The 19,819-nt window shown below is 62.7% G+C and carries 21 protein-coding genes; 14 read left to right on the forward strand and 7 right to left on the reverse strand.

Annotation, left to right across the window (positions count from 1 at the left end; all coding sequences use genetic code 11):
- Positions 1 to 54: 54 nt before the first annotated feature.
- Entirely contained in the window at positions 55 to 762 is a 708-nt protein-coding gene (locus ACFWAD_RS05475) for a TetR/AcrR family transcriptional regulator (protein ID WP_378530871.1), read from the forward strand.
- Positions 763 to 836: 74 nt separating this feature from the next.
- Here the strand turns inward: ACFWAD_RS05475 and ACFWAD_RS05480 are convergent, their stop codons facing one another.
- Positions 837 to 1,313 carry a MaoC family dehydratase gene (locus tag ACFWAD_RS05480; protein WP_378541987.1) on the reverse strand — a complete coding sequence of 159 codons (477 nt, stop codon included), beginning with the start codon at positions 1,311 to 1,313 and terminating at the stop codon, positions 837 to 839.
- Between the two features lie 158 nt (positions 1,314 to 1,471).
- Between ACFWAD_RS05480 and ACFWAD_RS05485 the strand changes: the two genes are divergently transcribed.
- From ACFWAD_RS05485 to ACFWAD_RS05540, 12 genes are all read left to right on the forward strand, one after another.
- Positions 1,472 to 2,293, forward strand: coding sequence for an SDR family oxidoreductase (locus ACFWAD_RS05485; protein WP_378541988.1), 822 nt, complete (start codon positions 1,472 to 1,474; stop codon positions 2,291 to 2,293).
- The gene (locus tag ACFWAD_RS05490) at positions 2,290 to 3,093 is read left to right on the forward strand and encodes an enoyl-CoA hydratase-related protein (protein WP_378541990.1); all 804 of its coding nucleotides are present in this window, start codon (positions 2,290 to 2,292) and stop codon (positions 3,091 to 3,093) included. The genes ACFWAD_RS05485 and ACFWAD_RS05490 overlap by 4 nt, the downstream gene beginning before the upstream one ends.
- Complete coding sequence (locus ACFWAD_RS05495; RefSeq protein ID WP_019745701.1) at positions 3,080 to 4,300, forward strand: acyl-CoA dehydrogenase family protein; 1,221 nt, start codon at positions 3,080 to 3,082, stop codon at positions 4,298 to 4,300. Before ACFWAD_RS05490 ends, ACFWAD_RS05495 begins: the two co-directional genes overlap by 14 nt.
- Position 4,301: 1 nt before the next feature.
- Entirely contained in the window at positions 4,302 to 5,084 is a 783-nt protein-coding gene (locus ACFWAD_RS05500) for an SDR family oxidoreductase (RefSeq protein WP_019745700.1), read from the forward strand.
- Positions 5,077 to 6,111, forward strand: a complete 1,035-nt coding sequence (locus ACFWAD_RS05505; RefSeq protein ID WP_378541992.1) for a phosphotransferase family protein — start codon at positions 5,077 to 5,079, stop codon at positions 6,109 to 6,111. The genes ACFWAD_RS05500 and ACFWAD_RS05505 overlap by 8 nt, the downstream gene beginning before the upstream one ends.
- A gap of 45 nt (positions 6,112 to 6,156) precedes the next feature.
- Positions 6,157 to 6,915: a 3-oxoacyl-ACP reductase FabG gene (fabG, locus tag ACFWAD_RS05510; RefSeq protein ID WP_378530880.1), complete on the forward strand. Its 759-nt coding sequence runs from the start codon at positions 6,157 to 6,159 to the stop codon at positions 6,913 to 6,915.
- A 34-nt stretch (positions 6,916 to 6,949) separates the two neighbouring features.
- Positions 6,950 to 8,143: an acyl-CoA dehydrogenase family protein gene (locus ACFWAD_RS05515; protein ID WP_378541994.1), complete on the forward strand. Its 1,194-nt coding sequence runs from the start codon at positions 6,950 to 6,952 to the stop codon at positions 8,141 to 8,143.
- On the forward strand, positions 8,140 to 9,237 hold the full coding sequence (locus ACFWAD_RS05520) for an acyl-CoA dehydrogenase family protein (protein WP_378541996.1): 1,098 nt from the start codon (positions 8,140 to 8,142) through the stop codon (positions 9,235 to 9,237). Before ACFWAD_RS05515 ends, ACFWAD_RS05520 begins: the two co-directional genes overlap by 4 nt.
- A 31-nt stretch (positions 9,238 to 9,268) precedes the next feature.
- On the forward strand, positions 9,269 to 10,252 hold the full coding sequence (locus tag ACFWAD_RS05525; protein ID WP_003943088.1) for an NADPH:quinone oxidoreductase family protein: 984 nt from the start codon (positions 9,269 to 9,271) through the stop codon (positions 10,250 to 10,252).
- A gap of 80 nt (positions 10,253 to 10,332) precedes the next feature.
- Positions 10,333 to 11,532: an acetyl-CoA C-acyltransferase gene (locus tag ACFWAD_RS05530; protein ID WP_378530886.1), complete on the forward strand. Its 1,200-nt coding sequence runs from the start codon at positions 10,333 to 10,335 to the stop codon at positions 11,530 to 11,532.
- Positions 11,529 to 12,314 (forward strand): RhlG family 3-oxoacyl-ACP reductase, encoded by a 786-nt coding sequence (locus ACFWAD_RS05535; protein ID WP_378541998.1) that lies wholly within the window; start codon positions 11,529 to 11,531, stop codon positions 12,312 to 12,314. Before ACFWAD_RS05530 ends, ACFWAD_RS05535 begins: the two co-directional genes overlap by 4 nt.
- Positions 12,315 to 12,484: 170 nt before the next feature.
- On the forward strand, positions 12,485 to 13,684 hold the full coding sequence (locus ACFWAD_RS05540) for a DUF4185 domain-containing protein (protein WP_378542000.1): 1,200 nt from the start codon (positions 12,485 to 12,487) through the stop codon (positions 13,682 to 13,684).
- A 50-nt stretch (positions 13,685 to 13,734) separates the two neighbouring features.
- Here the strand turns inward: ACFWAD_RS05540 and ACFWAD_RS05545 are convergent, their stop codons facing one another.
- From ACFWAD_RS05545 to ACFWAD_RS05570, 6 genes are all read right to left on the reverse strand, one after another.
- Positions 13,735 to 15,777 (reverse strand): YhgE/Pip family protein, encoded by a 2,043-nt coding sequence (locus ACFWAD_RS05545; RefSeq protein ID WP_378542002.1) that lies wholly within the window; start codon positions 15,775 to 15,777, stop codon positions 13,735 to 13,737.
- Between the two features lie 133 nt (positions 15,778 to 15,910).
- On the reverse strand, positions 15,911 to 16,507 hold the full coding sequence (locus ACFWAD_RS05550) for an SRPBCC domain-containing protein (protein WP_378542004.1): 597 nt from the start codon (positions 16,505 to 16,507) through the stop codon (positions 15,911 to 15,913).
- Positions 16,504 to 16,881 carry an ArsR/SmtB family transcription factor gene (locus ACFWAD_RS05555; protein ID WP_378530897.1) on the reverse strand — a complete coding sequence of 126 codons (378 nt, stop codon included), beginning with the start codon at positions 16,879 to 16,881 and terminating at the stop codon, positions 16,504 to 16,506. Before ACFWAD_RS05555 ends, ACFWAD_RS05550 begins: the two co-directional genes overlap by 4 nt.
- 61 nt (positions 16,882 to 16,942) lie before the next feature.
- A complete protein-coding gene (locus ACFWAD_RS05560) occupies positions 16,943 to 17,626 on the reverse strand; it encodes a GntR family transcriptional regulator (protein ID WP_378530899.1) in 684 nt (227 codons plus the stop codon).
- Between the two features lie 36 nt (positions 17,627 to 17,662).
- Entirely contained in the window at positions 17,663 to 18,394 is a 732-nt protein-coding gene (locus tag ACFWAD_RS05565) for an aspartate/glutamate racemase family protein (RefSeq protein ID WP_378542006.1), read from the reverse strand.
- Positions 18,395 to 18,568: 174 nt separating this feature from the next.
- Entirely contained in the window at positions 18,569 to 18,772 is a 204-nt protein-coding gene (locus tag ACFWAD_RS05570) for a calcium-binding protein (protein ID WP_225320167.1), read from the reverse strand.
- Positions 18,773 to 19,004: 232 nt separating this feature from the next.
- On the opposite strand from ACFWAD_RS05570, the gene ACFWAD_RS05575 reads away from it, so the two are divergent.
- A complete protein-coding gene (locus tag ACFWAD_RS05575; protein WP_378542009.1) occupies positions 19,005 to 19,709 on the forward strand; it encodes a type 1 glutamine amidotransferase in 705 nt (234 codons plus the stop codon).
- Positions 19,710 to 19,819 lie beyond the last annotated feature (110 nt).

Raw genomic sequence — 19,819 nt, forward strand, 5'->3', positions numbered from 1 at the left:
TGGGATTGTCCCGAAAATGTGGGGTTGTCCCGGAAATGATGCCGGCCCCGAACGATGACTCGGAAAGATGAGGAGCGCACTGTGCTCGACGACGAATCGCGAATTGCCGCCTTACCGGTGGCTCCGCCCGCGCTGCTCCGAGATCGCCCCACTACCGAGCGGGGAACTCGCACACGCGCAGCATTAGTGGCCGCTGCCCGTACGGTTTTCGAGCGCAGTGGCTATCTCGACGCCCGCCTCATCGACATCGCCAAAGAAGCCGGTTGTGCGACGGGATCGTTTTACACGTACTTCGCGAACAAGGAAGAGGTGTTCGCCGCCGTCCTCGAGGTCGCGCGAGACGACATGATGCACCCGGGCATGGGGCGAGTTGCCGGCGCAGACGATCCCTACGCCGTGCTCGAGGCGAGCAATCGGGCGTATCTGGCCGCATATCAACGCAATGCAAAATTGATGGGTCTCATGGAGCAGGTTGCCCACATCGACCCGGAGTTCCGGAAGTTCCGCAGCGAGCGCGCCAATGCGTTCATTCGCCGTAACGCCCGCGGAATCGCCGATCTGCAGTCCCGCGGCATCGCGGACACGACGCTGGATCCGATGACGTCGTCAATTGCTCTGTCCGGCATGGTGAGTCGGCTCGCCTACAGTCTGTTCACTCTCCGTGAGGGTGAGGTGGACGGGCGTTCGCCGGAGTTCGATCAGATTGTCGCCACGGTGACCGACCTGTGGGCGAACGCTCTCAAGTTCCCTGACCGATCCTGACATGACAGGTCGTCCCGGCCGCATCGATGTTCGAGCGGCCGGGGCGTACCGGGTCTCGGTTCAGCTCTTTCGGTTCAGCTCTTTTCGACGACGCGGGCGACGGATTCTGCGACGACGACGGGCTTGTCGGAACCTTCGCGCTCGACCACCTGGCTCATCTTCACCTGGATTCCGCCGGGCAACTGCTCCGCGGACACGACGGTTGCGCGCATGCGGACCCGCGATCCCACCGGGACCGGAGCGGGGAAGCGCACCTTGTCGTAGCCGTAATTGAGGCTGTGGGCGAAGCCGTCGAAGTGGATGAGTTGGTAGGAGCACTGTGGGCCGAGCGAGAGACTGAAGAGTCCGTGCGCGATGGTGCTGCCGAGCGCGCTCGATGCGGCGCGTTCCGGGTCGACGTGGATCCACTGATGATCGTTCGTGGCTTCGGCGAACGCGTTGATGCGCTCCTGGGTGATGTCGTACCACTCCGTCGGGCCCAGCTCCTGGCCGATGAGCTTCTCGAGCTCGGCGAAGGTGGACGGGCGGACGGGCAATTGATTTTTAGTCATCGTTGATCCCTTTACTCGCAGTTCAGGAGGACGGAACGGGCCGTTCGGGTAGCCGTCGCGATTCGACGGTTGAAACTGACGCCGGATTCAACTATACATGAGGGGAGACGTGGATCACTGTCAGCGCGTAGGTATGACGCAAGCGAGAGGAATCGCTCATGAAGGTTGCCCAGAAGGTAGCAATTGTCACCGGTGGCGGCGGGGGAATCGGCGGTGCACTGGCCGAGCGACTGGCTGCCGAGGGTGCTCGCGTCGTAGTGGCTGACCTCGACGCGGCAGCTGCTTCGGCAGTAGCAGAGGCGATCAACGCGGAGCATCCCGGAGCAGCCGTGTCTGCCGGTGGCGACGTCTCCGACGAGGCGGTCATTGCGGGCCTGATCGCGCAGGCGGAAAAGGAATTCGGCCCGGTCGACCTCTACTTTGCCAATGCCGGCGTCACCGGAGGCATGGGCCTCGACATCAGCGAGGACGTCTGGGACACGACGATCGACGTCAACGTTCGCGCCCACATTCGCGCCGCCAGGCTCCTCGTCCCCGGGTGGACCGAGCGCGGGGAGGGCTACTTCATCAGCACGGCCTCTGCAGCAGGCTTGCTCAGTCAGGTCGGATCCGCCGCGTACTCGGTGACCAAGCATGCTGCGGTCGCGTTTGCCGAGTGGCTCTCGATCACCTACGGAGATCAGGGCGTTCGTGTCAGTTGCCTGTGTCCGATGGGCGTCAATACCAAGCTTCTCTACGAGGGCGAGAACTCCGGAGATCCGGTTGGAAAGGCCGCAACCGGAGCCGTGCTGGCGGCAGGCAACGTTCTCGAGCCTGCTGAGTGCGCCGAAATCGTGCTGGCTGCAGTAGATGCCGAGGAATTCCTCATCCTTCCGCACAAGAACGTGCTGGACATGTACCGGCAGAAGGGCGCCGACTACGACCGTTGGCTGCGCGGGATGCGTCGGTACCAGGCTTCGCTGCTCGCGGGAACGCGATGACCGAGGAACTCGTCCTCTCCGAGCAGAGAGGAGCGGTGCTGATCCTGACATTCGATCGGCCCCGTGTCCTCAACGCGTGGACCAACGAACTCGAAGACCAGTATTACGGACTGTTGGCCGCAGCAGACGAAGATCCCGGTGTCCGAGCAATAGTCGTCACCGGCTCCGGCCGCGGATTCTGCTCGGGGGCCGACCTCGGCAATCTGAAGAACGTCGGCGAAGTCTCCGAAAGTGATCTGGTCCGACCGCGAGACCGCGATTTTCCGACCACCATCCGTAAACCGCTGATCGCTGCCGTCAACGGCGTGGCTGCCGGCCTCGGTATGGTCGAGGCCCTTTACTGCGACGTTCGTTTCGGCTCGAGCGCAACACGATTCACCACCGCATTCGCGCGCCGGGGACTGATTGCGGAGTACGGCATCTCGTGGATGTTGCCCCGCTTGGTCGGTCACAGCCGCGCTGTCGATCTTCTGCTCTCGAGCCGAATGGTCGATGCCGACGAGGCGCACCGCATCGGATTGATCGACCACCTCGTCGCCAGTGGTGACGTCCTGGACGCAGCGGTTTCCTACGCCGAGGATATCGCGGCCAACTGCTCACCGACGTCACTCTCCGTCATCAAGTCTCAGATGAGTGCCGACGCGCACTCGACCTTCACCGATTCCGCGAGGCGCGCGGAATCACTGATGCTGAACGCATTTCACGGCCCGGACGTCGTCGAGGGCGTCAACAGCCATCTCGAACATCGAGCCCCCAATTTTCCTTCCCTCTCTGTCAGGAGTTCACATGTCAGTGTTTGAGTTCTCGGATCGCACCAAGAAGTACCAGGCCGAACTGCTCGATTTCATGGACAAGCACGTTTACCCGGCCGAAGCGGTCTACGAAGAGCAGATGCGTGAGTCCGGTAACCCGCACTTCCAGCCGCCGATCATCGACGACTTGAAGAAGGAAGCCAAGGCCCGCGGGCTGTGGAACCTCTTCCATCCCCATCCCGAATGGGGCCCCGGCCTGACGAACCTGGAATACGCACCGCTCGCAGAGATCATGGGCCGAAGCCACCTGGCCTCCGAAGCCACCAACTGCGCCGCTCCGGACACGGGAAACATGGAGGTGCTCACACTCTTCGGCACCGACGAGCACAAGGAGAAGTACCTCAAGCCGCTTCTCGAAGGCGAAATCCGTTCCGCCTTCGCGATGACCGAGCCCGAGGTTGCCAGCTCCGACGCCACCAACATCCAACTCCGTATGGACCGTGACGGCGACGAGTACGTGCTGAACGGCCGTAAGTGGTTCGCTTCCAACGCCTTGCACCAGAACTGCAAGGTTCTGATCGTCATGGGCAAGACCGACTTCAATGCCGCCACCCACCGTCAGCAGTCGATGATGGTCGTGCCGATCGATGCTCCCGGCGTCACGATCCTGCGCAACCTGCCGGTTTTCGGCTACCAGGACCGCGAAGGACACGGCGAGATCACTTTCGAGGACGTGCGCGTCCCGGCCAAGGACATTCTCGCCGGTGAGGGTGAAGGATTCGCGATCAGCCAGGCCCGCCTCGGCCCCGGCCGCATCCACCACTGCATGCGTGCAATCGGAATGGCCGAGCGCGCACTGGAACTGATGTGCAAGCGCGCATCCACCCGCATCACCTTCGGAAAGCCCGTCAGTGACAACGCCAACATCCAGGACTGGATCGCCGAGGCTCGTATCGACATCGAGATGGTTCGACTCCTCACGCTCAAGGCCGCACACATGATGGACACGGTGGGCAACAAGGAAGCGCGCACCGAGATTGCGGCCATCAAGGTCGCGGCGCCGAACATCGCGCTCAAGATCATCGACCGCGCAATCCAGGTTCACGGCGGCGGCGGTGTCACGGACGACTTCCCGCTCGCGATGGCTTACGCCCACATGCGCACCCTTCGCCTGGCTGACGGCCCGGACGAGGTGCACAAGCGCGCCATCGCCAAGCAGGAACTGCGCAAGTACCGCGAAGTCAAGGCGAACTGACATGGCAGGACTGGATCTCACCGGTAAGACGGCAATCGTCACCGGCGCATCGCGGGGCATCGGCCTCGCCACCGCGCAGGCGATTGCGGCGGCGGGCGGAAACGTCGTACTGACTTCGCGCTCACAGGAATCCGCAGATGCGGCTGCCGCACAGGTGAACGGCAACGCGATCGGCGTCGGCGCTCACGCGACGGACGAGGATGCAGCCAGCAAGTGCGTCGAGCAGACCATCGAGCGTTTCGGCAGCCTCGACATCTTGGTGAACAACGCGGGCACCAACCCGTCGTTCGGGCCGATCATCAACCAGGATCACTCGCGCTTCGCCAAGACCTTCGACGTCAACGTGTGGGCTCCAGTCCTGTGGACCGGCCTCGCAGCGCGAGCCTGGATGGGCGAGCACGGCGGTTCCGTGGTCAACACCGCCTCGATCGGCGGCATGGCGTTCGAGGCCGGGATCGGTACGTACAACGCGTCGAAGGCTGCTCTGATCCACATCACCAAGCAGTTGGCGCTCGAGTTGTCACCGAAGATTCGTGTCAACGCCGTTGCTCCGGGAGTGGTGAGAACCAAACTCGCCGAAGCACTGTGGAAAGAACACGAAGAAGCGGTGTCCGCGTCTACCGCTCTCGGACGCATCGGTGAACCCGAGGACGTCGCTGCGGCCATCGCCTTCCTGGTTTCCGATGCGGCCCAGTGGATCACCGGTGAGATCATGACCATCGACGGTGGCCAGTTGTTGGGCGACGCACTCCCGTTTCGGCAAGGAGCGTCGGTAGGTGGCTAGCGTCGGAGTCGTGGGACTCGACACCGAAGCGGTCACGGGGTGGATCGCAGGCCTGGGGATCGACTTCAGCGGGCCGCTGTCCTTCGATCGAATCGGCTTGGGGCAGTCCAACCTCACGTACCTGGTTCGCGATCAGGACGGCAATCGCTGGGTTCTACGACGCCCACCGCTCGGCCACCTTCTGGCCTCGGCACACGACGTGGCGCGCGAAGCTCGAATCCTGAGCGCTCTCGAATCCACCGACGTACCTTCACCGCGAGTATTCGGGTTGACCGAGGATCCGGCAGTCACCGAAGTTCCCCTGCTACTCATGGAATTCGTGGACGGCGAAGTGGTCGACCGGATGCCTCTCGCGGAGGCGTTGTCGGAAGATCGCCGTCGGGCAATCGGCATCTCGCTGGCTCAGACGTTGGCGAAGATTCACGCCGTGGATCTGAAGCAGGCGGGCCTCGACGACTTGGCAAGCCACAAGCCCTACGCTGCACGGCAGCTGAAGCGTTGGGGCGGGCAGTGGGAACAGTCGAAGACGCGGGAATGCCCCGATCTGGACGATCTCACGCGACGTTTGATTTCAGCTCAGCCGGCTCATACCGAAACCACGTTGGTGCACGGCGACTTTCACTTGCGCAATGTGATCACCTCCGCTCAGAACGGCGAAGTTGTCGCGGCCCTCGACTGGGAACTCTGCACTCTCGGTGATCCATTGGCGGATGTCGGAAGCTTGTTGGCGTACTGGCCGGCAGCGGGGGAGAACACGGGCGGCGACTTCCCGGCGTCGGCACTCCCCGGATTCCCCTCGCGAGAGGAGATCTCCCGGATCTATCTCGAGGCCACCGGACGGGATCCAGCTGCGCTGAAGTTCTGGCACACCCTGGGACTGTGGAAGATTGCGGTGATCGCCGAAGGCGTGATGCGTCGTGCCCGCGACGAACCGCAGAATGCCGCCGAGAGCGGAACTCCCACCGTGGAACGTATTGACGCCTTGGTCGCCAAAGCCAGGGAAATTGCAGATCAGGCCGGGATCTGACGAGATCGTCCGGTGTCCGTCGAATCACGAAAGTATGGAGGGCCAGTGAGCCAGGAACGTAGAACCGCAATTGTCACGGGTGCAGCACGCGGAATCGGCGCGGCAGTGGCGAAGCGACTGTCGGAAGACGGCTTTGCCGTCGCCGTGCTCGACCTCGACGAAGAGGCGTGTGCCGGAACCGTCGACGCAATCAAGGCTGCAGGCGGCCAGGCGCTGGCCGTCGGCGCTGACGTCTCCGACGAGGCTTCGGTCGCCGCAGCGGTGGATCGTGTTGCAGCAGAACTGGGTGCACCCACCGTACTGATCAACAACGCCGGCATCACTCGCGACAACCTTCTGTTCAAGATGAGCGTTGCCGAGTGGGATTCGGTGATGAACGTCCACCTGCGCGGAGCGTTCCTCATGTCGCGTGCGGTGCAGAAGTACATGGTGGAAGCGAAGTTCGGCCGCATCGTCAACCTCTCGAGCACGTCGGCTCTCGGCAACCGCGGACAGGTCAACTACTCCGCAGCCAAGGCCGGCATGCAGGGCTTCACCAAGACATTGGCCTTCGAGCTGGGCAAGTTCGGCGTCACCGCGAACGCTATCGCCCCCGGATTCATCGAAACCGAGATGACCGCCGCAACGGCCGAACGCATGGGAGTCGGCTTCGAGGACTTCAAGACCGCTGCCGCTTCGCAGATTCCGGTCAACCGCGTCGGACAGCCCGAGGACATCGCGCACACCGCGTCGTTTTTCGTCAGCGAAGGCGCAGGCTTTGTTTCCGGTCAGGTCGTCTACGTTGCCGGTGGACCCAAGGACTGACCGTCCGCTCACCGCTCGAACCGAAGGAATGGGCATGGCTTTCGACGAAGAGGCAGTATCGCGTGACCTCACCGACAAGGTGAACACGCTTCTCGCGGAGAACGATCCGAGCAGTGTGTCGGTATCGGATTTTCTCGGCGCACGATTCGACGCCGGGCTGGCGTGGGTTCACTTCCCCGAAGGTCATGGGGGACTCGGTGTACCGCAGAGCTTTCAGCGTCAGGTGAACGCCCAGCTGGAGGCCGCCGGTGCACCCGGCCCGGCCACCGGCAAGAACGGAATCGGCCTGGGCATGGCGGCACCGACCATCGCCGCCTTCGGTACCGAGGAGCAGAAACAGAAGTTCCTGCGCCCGTTGTGGACTGCGGAGACGGTCTACTGCCAGCTGTTCAGTGAACCCGGCGCAGGTTCGGACCTCGCGGCCGTCGCTACCCGCGCTGTCCGCGACGGCGACGACTGGATAGTCAACGGACAGAAGGTATGGACGTCGGGTGCGCAGAACGCGCAGCTGGCGATTCTGGTGGCCAGGACTGATCCGTCGCGCTCCAAGCATGCGGGTCTGAGCTACTTCATCTGCGACATGACCGACCCGGGCGTCGACGTCCGTCCGCTGCGCCAGATCACCGGCGAGGCCGAATTCAACGAGGTATTCCTCACGGACGTCAGGATTCCGGACGCCAATCGCCTCGGAGCCGAAGGTCAGGGATGGAAGGTTGCGACCACCACCCTGAACAACGAGCGTGTTGCCATCGGTTCGGGCGCACCGCGTGAGGGCGGCATGATCGGAAAGGTCGCGCAGGCCTGGCGCGACGAGCCCGAACTGCGCAACCCGGCGATGCACGACGAATTGATGCGGCTCTGGACCGAATCCGAAGTTGCGCGCCTGACCGGTGAGCGACTTCGCCAGCAGCTCGCCGCCGGCCAGCCCGGCCCCGAAGGCTCGGGAATGAAGCTCGCGTTTGCCGGTTTGGCCCAGCAGATTTCGGGTTTCGACCTCGAACTGCACGGCGAAGCCGGTCTGCGCTACGACGACTGGACACTGCGTCGACCGGATTCCGTCGACTTCACCGGGCGTGAACCCGGATACCGGTACCTGCGAGCCAAGGGCAATTCGATCGAGGGCGGAACGTCGGAGATCCTGCGCAACGTCATCGCAGAACGCGTACTCGGGTTGCCGCCCGAGCATCGCGTCGACAAGGACATCGCCTGGAAGGACCTACCCCGATGAGTGCCGATCTGCTGTACTCCGAGACCGAACAAGATCTGCGTGCCAGCGTCAGACGACTGCTGAGCGAGCGGGCTGGCGCCGACACCGTGGTCACGGCCTACGACGACGTGTCCGCCGACTTCACCGGACTGTGGAAGTCACTGGCGTCCGAACTCGGTTTGGCGGGACTGCTGGTACCCGAGGAGTTGGGCGGGGCAGGTGCGTCCACGCGTGAGGCGGCAGTCGTGATGGAGGAGATCGGACGTGCGGTCGCCCCCGTTCCGTTCTTCACCAGCGCTGTGCTGGCGACCACGGCGTTGTTGAAAGCGGGCGAGACCGAGGTGCTCGGTCAATTGGCCGCGGGGGATTCGACAGCTGCTCTGGTCGTCCCATTGTCCACTGCACCAGGAACTTTCACCCCCACTGTCAAGGCAACGGCGGATGGACTCGTCGGCAGCGTCACGACGGTCGCCGGCGTCGCCGAGTCCGATGTTCTTGTGGTTCCGGTTGCCGGTGACAGCGGTGTGGAACTGCACACCGTTCGGATCGCCGACGCCACCGTCACGCCGGTTCTGTCCCTGGACATGACACGCCGCTTGGCGGACGTCGAGTTCTCGGGGGCGCCGTCGGTGCGGGCCGACAACGGCAATGCGGCTCAGGCGATTGAGGAATCGTTGCTCTGCGGAAGCGCACTGCTGGCATCCGAACAGTTCGCCGTGGCTCAGTGGTGCCTCGAAACAACGCTCGCATATGTGAAGGAGCGCAAGCAGTTCGGCCGCGCGATCGGTTCCTACCAGGCGATCAAGCACCGCCTCGCCGATCTCTGGCTCGAAGTCAGCTCTTCGGGAGCGGCAGCACGATATGCGGCGGACACCTATGCACGCGGCGACGAAGATGCGGCGATCGCAGCGACGGTGGCCCAGGCATTCTGCAGCGGCGTCGCGGTTCATGCTGCCGAAGAATGCGTCCAACTCCACGGTGGAATCGGAATGACGTGGGAGTATCCGGCGCACCTGTACCTCAAGCGGGCGAAGAGCGATCAGTTGTCGCTGGGAACCGCGTATCAGCATCGGGCGCGTCTCGCCGAGTTGGTCGACCTCCCGATCTCGTCCTGAATCTCACCCACTATCTGTCTGGAGAATTGCTGTGAAGGCATGGCGCGTCAACGAACTCGGTCAACCCCGCGATGTGCTCGCGTTGGAGGAGACCGCGGATCCCACCCCGAATGCGACGGAGATGTTGGTCAAGGTGCTGGCGGCTCCGGCCAACTTCCCCGACGTCCTCATGTGCCGGGGTGAGTACCAGATCAAGCCGCCGCTGCCCTTCACCCCCGGCGTCGAACTGTGCGGTGAAGTGGTCTCGGTCGGTGAATCGGTGACCAAGTTCGCAGTGGGTGACCGTGTGATCGGTAACCCGAGTCTGCCGTCTGGCGGATTCGCCGAGTACTCGGTACTGGATCAGAACAACACGTTCCCGGCGCCGTCGGCTCTCGACGACGCGGAAGCCTCCGCGCTGAGTATCGGCTATCAGACAGCGTGGTTCGCTCTGCATCGCCGTACTCAACTGCTCGAGGGCGAAACCTTGTTGGTGCACGCCGCAGCGGGTGGTGTGGGTAGTGCCGCAGTGCAACTCGGCAAGGCGGCAGGCGCCAAGGTGATCGGTGTTGTCGGCGGCCCGGACAAGGCGGAGTACGCACGCAAGCTAGGTGCTGACCTCGTCGTCGACCGTCACAGCGAGGACTTCGTGGCAGCGGTCAAGGAGTTCACCGGCGGAAAGGGCGCCGACGTGGTCTTCGATCCGGTCGGCGGCGATGCCTACGCGAAGTCCACCAAGTGCATCGCCTTCGAGGGACGGATCGTCATCATCGGCTTCGCCGGTGGCACGATCCCGCAGCCGGCTCTCAATCATGCTCTCATCAAGAACTATTCGATCATCGGTCTGCACTGGGGGCTGTACAAGGCCTACAACCAGCAGGCCATCGACGATTGCCACGTCGAGCTCACCAGGCTCGCCGACGCCGGCTTGGTCAAACCACTGATCAGCGAGCGGTTGTCGTTGACGGACGTTGCCGACGGTATCGGTCGCCTCGGCGACGGCACCACTGTCGGTCGCGTCGTGTTCCAGCCCTGACTCTTTGCTGTGCGCCTTTATTAACCCCCGGCGGTTAATAAAGGCGCACAGCACTTCGTGTTCGACGAAAGGTTTCCCCGATGAGGCAAGCTGTCATCGTTTCCACCGCCCGTACCCCGATCGGTAAGGCTTACCGCGGCGCGTTCAACAACACTCAGGCTCAAGAGCTTGCTGCACATGCCATTTCGAATGCAGTTCAGCGCGCGGGCCTCGAGGGTGGCGAGGTCGAGGACGTCATCCTCGGCGCCGCGTTGCAGCAGGGATCCTCCGGCGGCAACGTCGCGCGGCAAGCTGTACTGCGGGCCGGGCTTCCGGACTCGGTTTCCGGAATGACGATCGACCGTCAGTGCTCATCAGGGCTCATGGCGATCGCAACCGCAGCCAAGCAGATCGTGGACGACGGAATGCAGATCGCGGTCGGCGGCGGCGTCGAATCGATCTCGTTGGTCCAGAACGATCACATGAACAACTTCCGCGCGGCCGATCCGTGGCTGAAGGAAAACAAACCGTCGATCTACATGCCGATGCTGCACACTGCCGAGATCGTCGCTGAACGCTACGGCGTCACCCGTGAGCAGCAGGACGAGTTCGCGCTCGTCTCGCAGCAGCGGACCGCAGCAGCTCAGGAAGCCGGCCGCTTCGATCTCGAGATCGTGCCACTGACTTCGATCAAGCAGGTGCAGAACAAGGAAACCGGTGAGATCGGCACCGAGTCGGTCACGCTGACTCGCGACGAAGGTAACCGCGCGTCCACCACGTTGGAGGGCCTCGCGAGCCTGCGCCCGGTGCTTGCCGACGGGACCGTCAGTGCGCATTCCTCCATCACTGCGGGCAACTCGTCTCAGCTATCAGATGGCGCGTCCGCATCGGTGCTGATGGAGGCCGGTGAGGCAGAACGTCGCGGCCTGGCTCCTCTCGGCATCTACCGCGGCATGGCTGTCGCGGGTTGCGCTCCGGACGAGATGGGAATTGGCCCGGTATTCGCGATTCCACGTCTGCTCGACCTGCACGGGCTGAAGATCGACGACATCGATCTCTGGGAACTCAACGAGGCCTTCGCCTCTCAGGCCCTGTACTGCCGCGACAAGCTCGGGATCGATCCCGAGAAGTACAACGTCGACGGCGGCGGTATCTCCGTCGGCCATCCGTACGGAATGACGGGTGCTCGTCTGGTCGGCCATGCTCTTCTTGAAGGAAAACGGCGCGGAGCCAAGCTCGTGGTGGTGACCATGTGCATCGGCGGCGGCATGGGTGCTGCCGGGCTTTTCGAGGTCGCATGAGCTTGATCGAGGGACTGTTCGAGGTCAGTGGCAAGACCGTTGTGGTCACCGGTGGATCACGCGGCATCGGATACATGATCGCTCGCGGATTTGTCGAAGGCGGAGCGACGGTCGTCATTTCGGCCCGAAAAGCCGAAGCCTGTGACGAAGCCGCGCGAGAGCTTTCGGAGTTCGGCACCTGCATTTCGCATCCGGCCGATCTGTCCACGGACGAGGGGATCGAGAGCCTCGCTGCGAAGGTCGCCGAGATTTCGCCGACGCTCGACGTACTGGTCAACAACGCCGGCGCCACGTGGGGTGCTCCCGTCGACGATTTTCCGGCTGCCGGCTTCGACAAGATTTTCGACATCAACGTCAAAGCGATCTTCCTCTTGACTCAGAAGCTGTTGCCACAGTTGCGTTCTGCGGCCACTGCGGAAGATCCAGCACGCGTGATCAATATCGGATCGATCGACGGGCTCGTGGTGTCGGGTTCGGAGAACTTCTCGTACGGAGCCAGTAAGGCTGCGGTGCACATGTTGACGCGCAAGCTCGCGGCAACGCTTGCGGGGGAACAGATCACGGTCAATGCCATTGCGCCGGGCCCGTTCCCGTCGAAGATGATGGCATTCCTCCTCGAGGACGAGCAGAGTGCAAAGGCTGTGGCGGACTCGGTCCCGTTGGGCAGGGTCGGAACTCCCCAGGATGCTGCAGGTCTTGCCATCTTCCTGGCTTCACGTGCCGGGGCTTACCTGACCGGTGCGGTGATTCCACTCGACGGCGGTGCGAGCGGAGCGCGCTGACCTACTGACTGATCTTCTCTGTCCGAAAAGGCCTGAAAGTCTGAACTACTATGACTTTCAGGCCTTTTCGCGTCTTTGTCTGATTGGGTTATCTGTGACTGCAGTTGCTAGATTGTCCGAGGTTCGGGGGGAACGACGACAACACCAACAATCCCGGCCATGGGGGAGTCATGTTTCGCGCGGGGAGATCGTTGGGGGTGTTCGGGGTAGTTGCTGCTCTGGCAGCTGCTGCCGTCACGGCGGTGGCTTCGCCGGCGATGGCTGCGCCGGGATGCGTCGGAGTCAGTGGCGTCGGTAGTAGTGGAGGTCCGGCTAATGCGGCGCCGTGGCTCAACGGCAACACCGGAGGGTTGCCAGGTCTGTCCGGTCGTACTACCGCGATCGAAAAAGTCACCGGCACATACAGTCCCAACAAGACAGTTGATCGCTTCAATGTCCTGGGAACCGACCTCGGCATCATGTGGGACAACGGTGCCGGTCAGATTCTGACCGCTTTCGGTGACACCACCGGGCTCAGCCGCAACCCCGCCTGTGACGGTTTGGTGGGCGAGTGGCGAAGCAATGTGCTTTTCCGCAGTTCGGACCGGGTACTGGCTGACGGGATGCGCATCGACAGTGCGCCGATGGACGGCGCCGGTCAGGCTCGCGAGATAATCTCCGGTCTGAAGATTCCGGGCGTCGAGGCTTCCAGTATCCCCACCAGCGGCATCGCCGTGAACGGTGTGCAGTATCTGAGCTACATGTCGGTGCGAAACTGGGGCGAAGCTGGGCAGTGGAGCACCAATTACTCACAGATGGCCACGTCGTCCGATAACGGCGAAACCTGGACCACGCGTCCGGAAACGCTGCGCCCCAACATCGGTGGTGTTCTTCCCGCCGGTGTCGGTCCTGTTGCCGGTAGTGAGAACTTCCAGATGAGCTCGATGGTGAAGGACGGCGGGTTCGTCTACAACTACGGAACGCCCGCGGGACGATCCGGTGAGGTTCGACTTTCTCGCGTCTCCGAGGGATCGATACTCGATCTTTCCGCCTACGAATACTGGAACGGAAGTGGCTGGATCCGCGCCGATCCCGCTGCGGCCGTACCCGTCATGGACGGCCGCATCGGTGAGGTCTCCGTTCAGTACAACGAGTTTCTCGGCAAGTTCGTCGCGATGTACGCCGACGCGTTCAGTTCGATCGTGATGCGAACCGCTCCCAGTCCGGTCGGTCCGTGGACGACACCGGAAACATTGGTCAATCTGGTCGAGGTTCCCGGTATCTACGCCGCATACGTCCACCCGTGGTCCAGCGGCTCGGATCTGTACTTCCTTGCCACCACGTGGGCCGACTACAACGTCATGTTGATGCGTACGACGCTAGTACGCTGATCTAGCGTTTGCGCCGACTCACATTTGCGCCGACTCACATTTGCGCCGTCTCACGATTTCGTCGGCTGGAGGTACACGATCTCCTCGGTGATCGGCGCGTCGTCGTCGTCGGCGTCGGTGGGCGGTTCTTGTCGGCGGCGCCACCAGATGGTGAACAGCACGGCTCCGATCACCAAGGCGGCCAGAGCGAGTACTGCCAGCCAGAATTTCGGGCCGTAGTATCCGACAAGGACCATGCGCATGGCGTTGCGCGCCCACGTCAGTGGCATCAGAGCGTGCAGCCACTGCAGGACCGTCGGCATCTGTTCGATGGGGTATACCGCACCGAACGCGAAGATCTGAATCATCAGGGCGCCCAGTGCGATGAAGGTTCCGTTGACGGCTCCGAACACAACGGTGAAGAGCCTGCCCGAGCTGACCGCGGCGGCACCTACCAGGATCATCACCGCGATCATCGCGAGGACACTCGGTGGTTCGACGTTTGCCACGGTCAATGACACCACCGACAACACGAGCGCCGCGACCAAGGTGACCAGGGCGGGAATGCGGTAGCGGCGCAGCCCCTCACGCACCACGCTCGTGTGCGAGTTCAGCGAACGTCCGCGTCGGGGGCGGACGACGAACCAGGTGAGAATTCCGCACAGGAACAATGCCACCGAAATCACGGCTGGGACCGCTCCCGGTCCGAATCCGGCTGCGGGATAGTTGTTCCGCGCATCGACGGCAACGGGGGAAGAGAGCAGATTGGCCGTGGTGGCGCGCTCGTCGTCCGTGAATTGCGGTACCTGGGCGGCACCGTCGGACAAACCGGTGGCCAGTTCCGCGCTACCCGCGTCGAGCTCGCCGACGCCGGCCGCGAGCTGACCGAGACCGTCACGGAGCGCAATACTTCCGGTGTCCAGCTGGCCGAGGCCTGTGGAGAGTTCCTGCGCGCCGGTAGCGAGTTGGCCTGCGCCGTCGGACAGTTGGCCCAGGCCGGTGTTGAGTTCACCTGCGCCTGCCGCCGCTGCGAGCAGGCCACCGCGGTAGTCACTGCTCGGATCAGTGAGTTGCCGCGAGATTTCCCGCGCACCGTCGCGAAGCTGGCCGAGCTGACCGATCACGTCGTCGTCCGACGGTTGCGCGGTCAGTGAGGCTCGCAGTCCGCCGAGCGCGTCGACGAGTCCGGCGGAGACCGGATCGGTCGAGTTCCGAAGCATCGATGTGAGGGCATCGATCTGACCGACGACGGCGTCGGAGGACCCGGCAAGGTCGAGTACCGGGGTGGTGACCATGTCGACCACTTCGCTGATTTGACGAGCTCCAGCGCCGAGTTCGTCTGTTCCCCCGACCAACTGGTTGAGTCCGGCGCTCAGCTCGCCCGAACCCGCAGCAGCTTCGTTTGCCCCAGCGGCCAGCTCGCCGGCTCCGGCGGCCAACTCCTTGCCGCCCTGATTTGCTTCACCCATACCGGTGGCGAGGTCCTTGCTTCCAGCGTAGAGCTCGTTGGTTCCGGCAAGCGCTTCGGAGGACCCGTCGGAAAGCTGTTGCGCGCCTGCGGCGGCTTCGCCGAATCCTGTTCCGAGTTCACCCAACCCGACCAGCACCTGGTCGATGGACTGCTCACCGATCGACTCGGAGACCGCCGAGCGCACCTGAGCGATGATGCTTTCACCGACCGGGCCGGCGACCAGACTGTTGTAGTCGTTGTATAAGACGTCGAGCTCGGCTTTCCGGCCCGAACCCGATGCGGCACTCGCCACATCCGCGCTGAAAGTCTTCGGAATGACCACGGAGAAGTAGTAGGTGCCGTCGTTGACGCCGTCGGCGGCTTCCTGTTCCGAGACGACCTTCCATGCAACGTCACCGCTCTTGACGAGCGCGGCAACAACCTCGTCTCCGGCTTGGAGACTGGTGCCGTCGAGTTCTGTGCCCGCATCCGCGTTGACGATGGCGACGGGCAAGCGGTTGACCGTGTCGCCCGGATCCCACAGTGCCCACATGTAGAACGCCGCAATCGACAGTGGCGCGATCACGAGGACAGCGAGAACTGTCCGGATGATGTGCGTGCGTCGCGTCGTGGTCGGGTTGTCGACGACGGGTTGTGGCGCCATGTGGAGCTCTCTTCTCGTGGACCGAAGCAGTTGTGGCACGAAAGAAAGCCACCAAAACTGCTGGACATACGTCCAGCTCGGTCACGATACAAAGCAAACGGCCATCCTGTGACCGTTTTCGAAGAATTGGGCGTTACCGGCCGCCGTGCGCTTCCTCGATCTTTGCCCACTCCCACCCGCGGAAGTTGGCCAGACGAAGCTCCTCTGCTTCGTCGAAGGTGTACCACTCGGTGCTCGGCGCATCAGGGAGAGTGCCGCGCAGGTATTCGCCCAGGTAGTGAAGCGGGCCTTCCCATCCGGTTCCGACGCCGTAGCAGCCGGTGTCCGGGTCGTTGCGGAACACATCGGCGACGGAGGCGTGCTCCAACTCGAGCCAGGTGGCGTCGGGTCCGTCTGCCGTCAATCGGATCTCGACCTGATCGCTGTATCCGCGATCGCCGGGCGGAGTCCATTGCAGTCGCAGTAGGTGCGGAGCGTCGCAGGCCAGGATCTGGCCACTCGCCTGGCCTTCGAAAGCGTAAGAGCCGCCCACCTGGAAGTCTCCGCTCACAGGGAGGAAGAAGCGGTTGATGCGGTCCGGGGTTGTGATGGCGTCCCAGACGTCGTCGACCGACGCGTTGTAGCGGCGCTTGAGTACGGCTGTTCGAGCCGAACCTTCGGCTATCTCGCGGTTGCCCATGCTCCGCTCTACCGCGGTGAGGCTGGTGTCCTGGCTCGCGATCTCGGTCATTGTGAGTCCCCTTCTTCGGAAGAATTCGATTGTGAAGATTTGCTCCGTCCGGAACCGCGTCGTTTCCCGCGTGCGAGTTCTGTGGCCAATGCGTCGAGAGGTCCGCTCCAGTACTGCCGGAATCCGTCGAGCCAGTGGTCCACTTCTTGCAGTGGCGCGGGCTCGACGGCATAGAGACGCCTGGTGCCTTCGCTGCGTACGGTGGCGAATCCGTTTTCTCGGAGCACTCGCAAGTGTCCGGACGCGGTCGGTTGGGAGATCCCGAACTCCGCTGCCACGGCTTCTGCGATCTGACCCGCCGAGCGTTCTCCGTTGGACAGGAGTTCCAGGATTCGCCGCCGAACGGGGTCTCCGAGAACGTCGAACGCATGCATCAATCATTTATATCGGCGATGGCCAATATAGGCAAGCGCCGAACTTACTTTGGAGCGTCGGTCAGTCCGCGAGAGTGAACTCGTCGGCGTCGAAGAGTTCACCGATCAGTCCGCCGAGGTGGCGTCGATGTTCGGCCGACAATGTCGCTGCCGCCTCGGCGTCGTGGTCTGCGCACAGGTCGATCAGCTTGTTGTGATGGTCGACGGAGTCCTGGCTGCCGAGAAGGCTCGAGAACTTGCGGTAGTAGATGCGGTGAATTTGTGGGTGAACTTGGTGGATCAGCTTCTTCAACAGCGGATTTGCCGCAGCATCGATGATGACGCTGTGTAGGCGATCGTCTGCGGTCAGGGCTCGGCCTATGTCGTTTCGCTTGACGGCGGCAGCGAAGTCCTTGTTGGCGGAACGCATTGCCCCGATCATCTCGTCGGTGAGGTTCGGTACTGCGGTGACGACGGCCAGTTGGTCGAGAGCTTCGATGACTGCGAGTGTTGCTTCGACGTCGCCGCGGTCGAGGCTTGTGATGCGTGTGTACGCACCGGGTTTCGCTTCCACGAGTCCGGTGTCGACAAGCCTTGCCAGTGCTTCGCGGACCGGAGTTCTGCTCAAGCCCAGATACTCGGCGAGCTCGCTGTCCTTGATCTTCGATCCCGGGGCCAGTTCACCGGTGACGATCGCTTCGCGAATGCGTTCGAGAGCGATGTCGCTCATTCGTGTTCGCTCAACCGGTTTACCGTCACGCAACATACTGGATATCGTACTCTGAAGGCCGCCCGCCGCTGGTCAGCCCGAGTGCGCCGTTGAAGCGTCTTTCCGAGCCTCCGCAACGCGCAGGAGCAGAGCGCGGGCGAGAATTGTTGCCGGATCGATGATCTGACAGGTTGTGGCACCGGCAGGGAGTCCGAGTGGAATCTCGGTACATCCGGCCACGACTACCTGCGCGCCCGATTCGGCGAGAAGATCGGCGGCCCTGACGAGTTTGTCGGTGGTCTCGAGTCCGACGTTGCCGCTCTTGATGGCCCGGATTGCCGGCATCACCAATTCATCCTGGATCGCAGGTCCGGGCACCAGGACGTCAATCGAGTATTCCGACAGCCATTGTTGATACAACCCGGTGCGGACCGTTCCTGTGGTGGCCAAGAGTCCGACGGACGTCACGGCCGGTGAGAGTGTCCGGATGTGCCGCGCAACTTCGTCGATCATGTGGACGACGGGAAGTCCCAGTTGGGACGAGATGGCGGGCAGGAAGGCGTGGGCGGTATTGCACGGGATGGCGAGCGTCGTCGCGCCCGACTCTCGGAGAACGCGCGCACCGCGGATCAGCCACGGAGTGGGGTCCGGGCCGTTCTCGGTGAGCGCCAAAGTCCGGTCGGGAACGGTGGGATCGGCCCAGATGACAACTTTGGGGTGCTCCTGATCCGTCGAACCTGGTGTCAGCGCAACGAGTTTGGAGTAGAAGTCGGCAGTAGCGGCGGGCCCCATGCCTCCGAGTATTCCGATGACGGGGTCGCTCATGGCCGCCGGAGAGTGGGCGCTCTGCCGTCTTCGTTGCACCTTCATGTTGCAATCCAACCTTTCGCATCCAATATATTGGATACTCGTAATGTTGACTACAGTGAAGGAGGTCGGAGGTAGTTGTCAAGTAAGGCGCAGTGTTCCCGGAATTGCGAAGTTCGAGAACTCAGCCGATCAGCAGGGGTTCGGTTCGCCGATTTTCACGGCCGAGAGCACGGCTTCGATTTCCCCGAAAGGACTTCCGGCAGAGGGTGTCTGATCGACGACAATCCAGTTGGAATCGACCAGCTGGCGTCGACCCGCGCCAGTTGCGTCAGCACTTCTCGAGAAGAAGACTCCGGCCGACTGAATGGTGTCCTGCGCATCTTGAAGATTCATGCACACGACGTTGGGCATGATCGCGGGAGCTGCAGCGGGCGTCACTTCCGCGGCGACTGGGGGCGTGACCGTTGGAGAATTCGTCGTACCGGCCGCCGAGGTGGTCGATGGTGCCCAAAGGGTTGATGAAAGGGGGGAGATACGAGCGCAGAGCACATCACACGCCGTCGATGTGCCTTATGTCGAATAGAACCATAGGCTTTCGGCACCGGATTCGAGAGGAATTGCCTACATGCATTTTCTGGAACTACGACACGCGCAGTGCGAACCCCCAGCGGCGTATTCGCCTGTCCTGGAGAGCTACGGAGACGTGCAGACGGTGCTTCTGGGCACCGACCGGCTTCCGTCACATCAACGGTTCGACGCCGTGATCGTGATGGGTGGGCCGATGGGCGTCGGCGATCAGGGCGAGGTCGAGTGGTTGGCGTCCGAGATCGAGTACATTCGCGATCTGGTCGAGAACGACGTCCCGGTGTGGGGAGTGTGCCTGGGTTCGCAGCTGCTCGCCGCGGCGCTGGGTGCTCGCGTCTACACGGGAGCGGTACCCGAAGTCGGAGTTGAGGACATCACCTTGACTGCCGAGGGGCACGAAGATCCGGTGTGGGGAGGCCTGCCTTCCGCATTCCCTGCGATGCAATGGCATTCGGATACCTTCGACATTCCGGACGGTGCGGTACGGCTCGCTGGTTCAGTCAAGTATCCGAATCAACTCTTCCGATACAAGCAGAGTTACGCCGTTCAGTTTCACCTCGAAGCGTCCTCCGCGGTGGCGCGCGAATGGATGGAACTGGCCGAGTACCGCGATTCGCTGCATGCTTCGTTGGGAGTGGACGGTCCGCGCATCTTTATGGAGCAGTTGGGTGCTGCCGAGTCGCAGGGGCTCGAGATTGCCGCAGCCGTGATGGAGAAATGGTTGAAATCCATCTCCACGAAATAGGCCCGTTTTGTCTAGATTGACCGATTTACCTGTTACCTTGTGTTCTCGTGGGTGGATAAACCGATCCGGTCGAGCAACACACCTCGTAGAGTCCGGATCTCCCCCCGCGA

Source organism: Rhodococcus sp. NPDC059969 (genome assembly GCF_042738325.1).
GTDB lineage: Bacteria > Actinomycetota > Actinomycetes > Mycobacteriales > Mycobacteriaceae > Rhodococcus_F.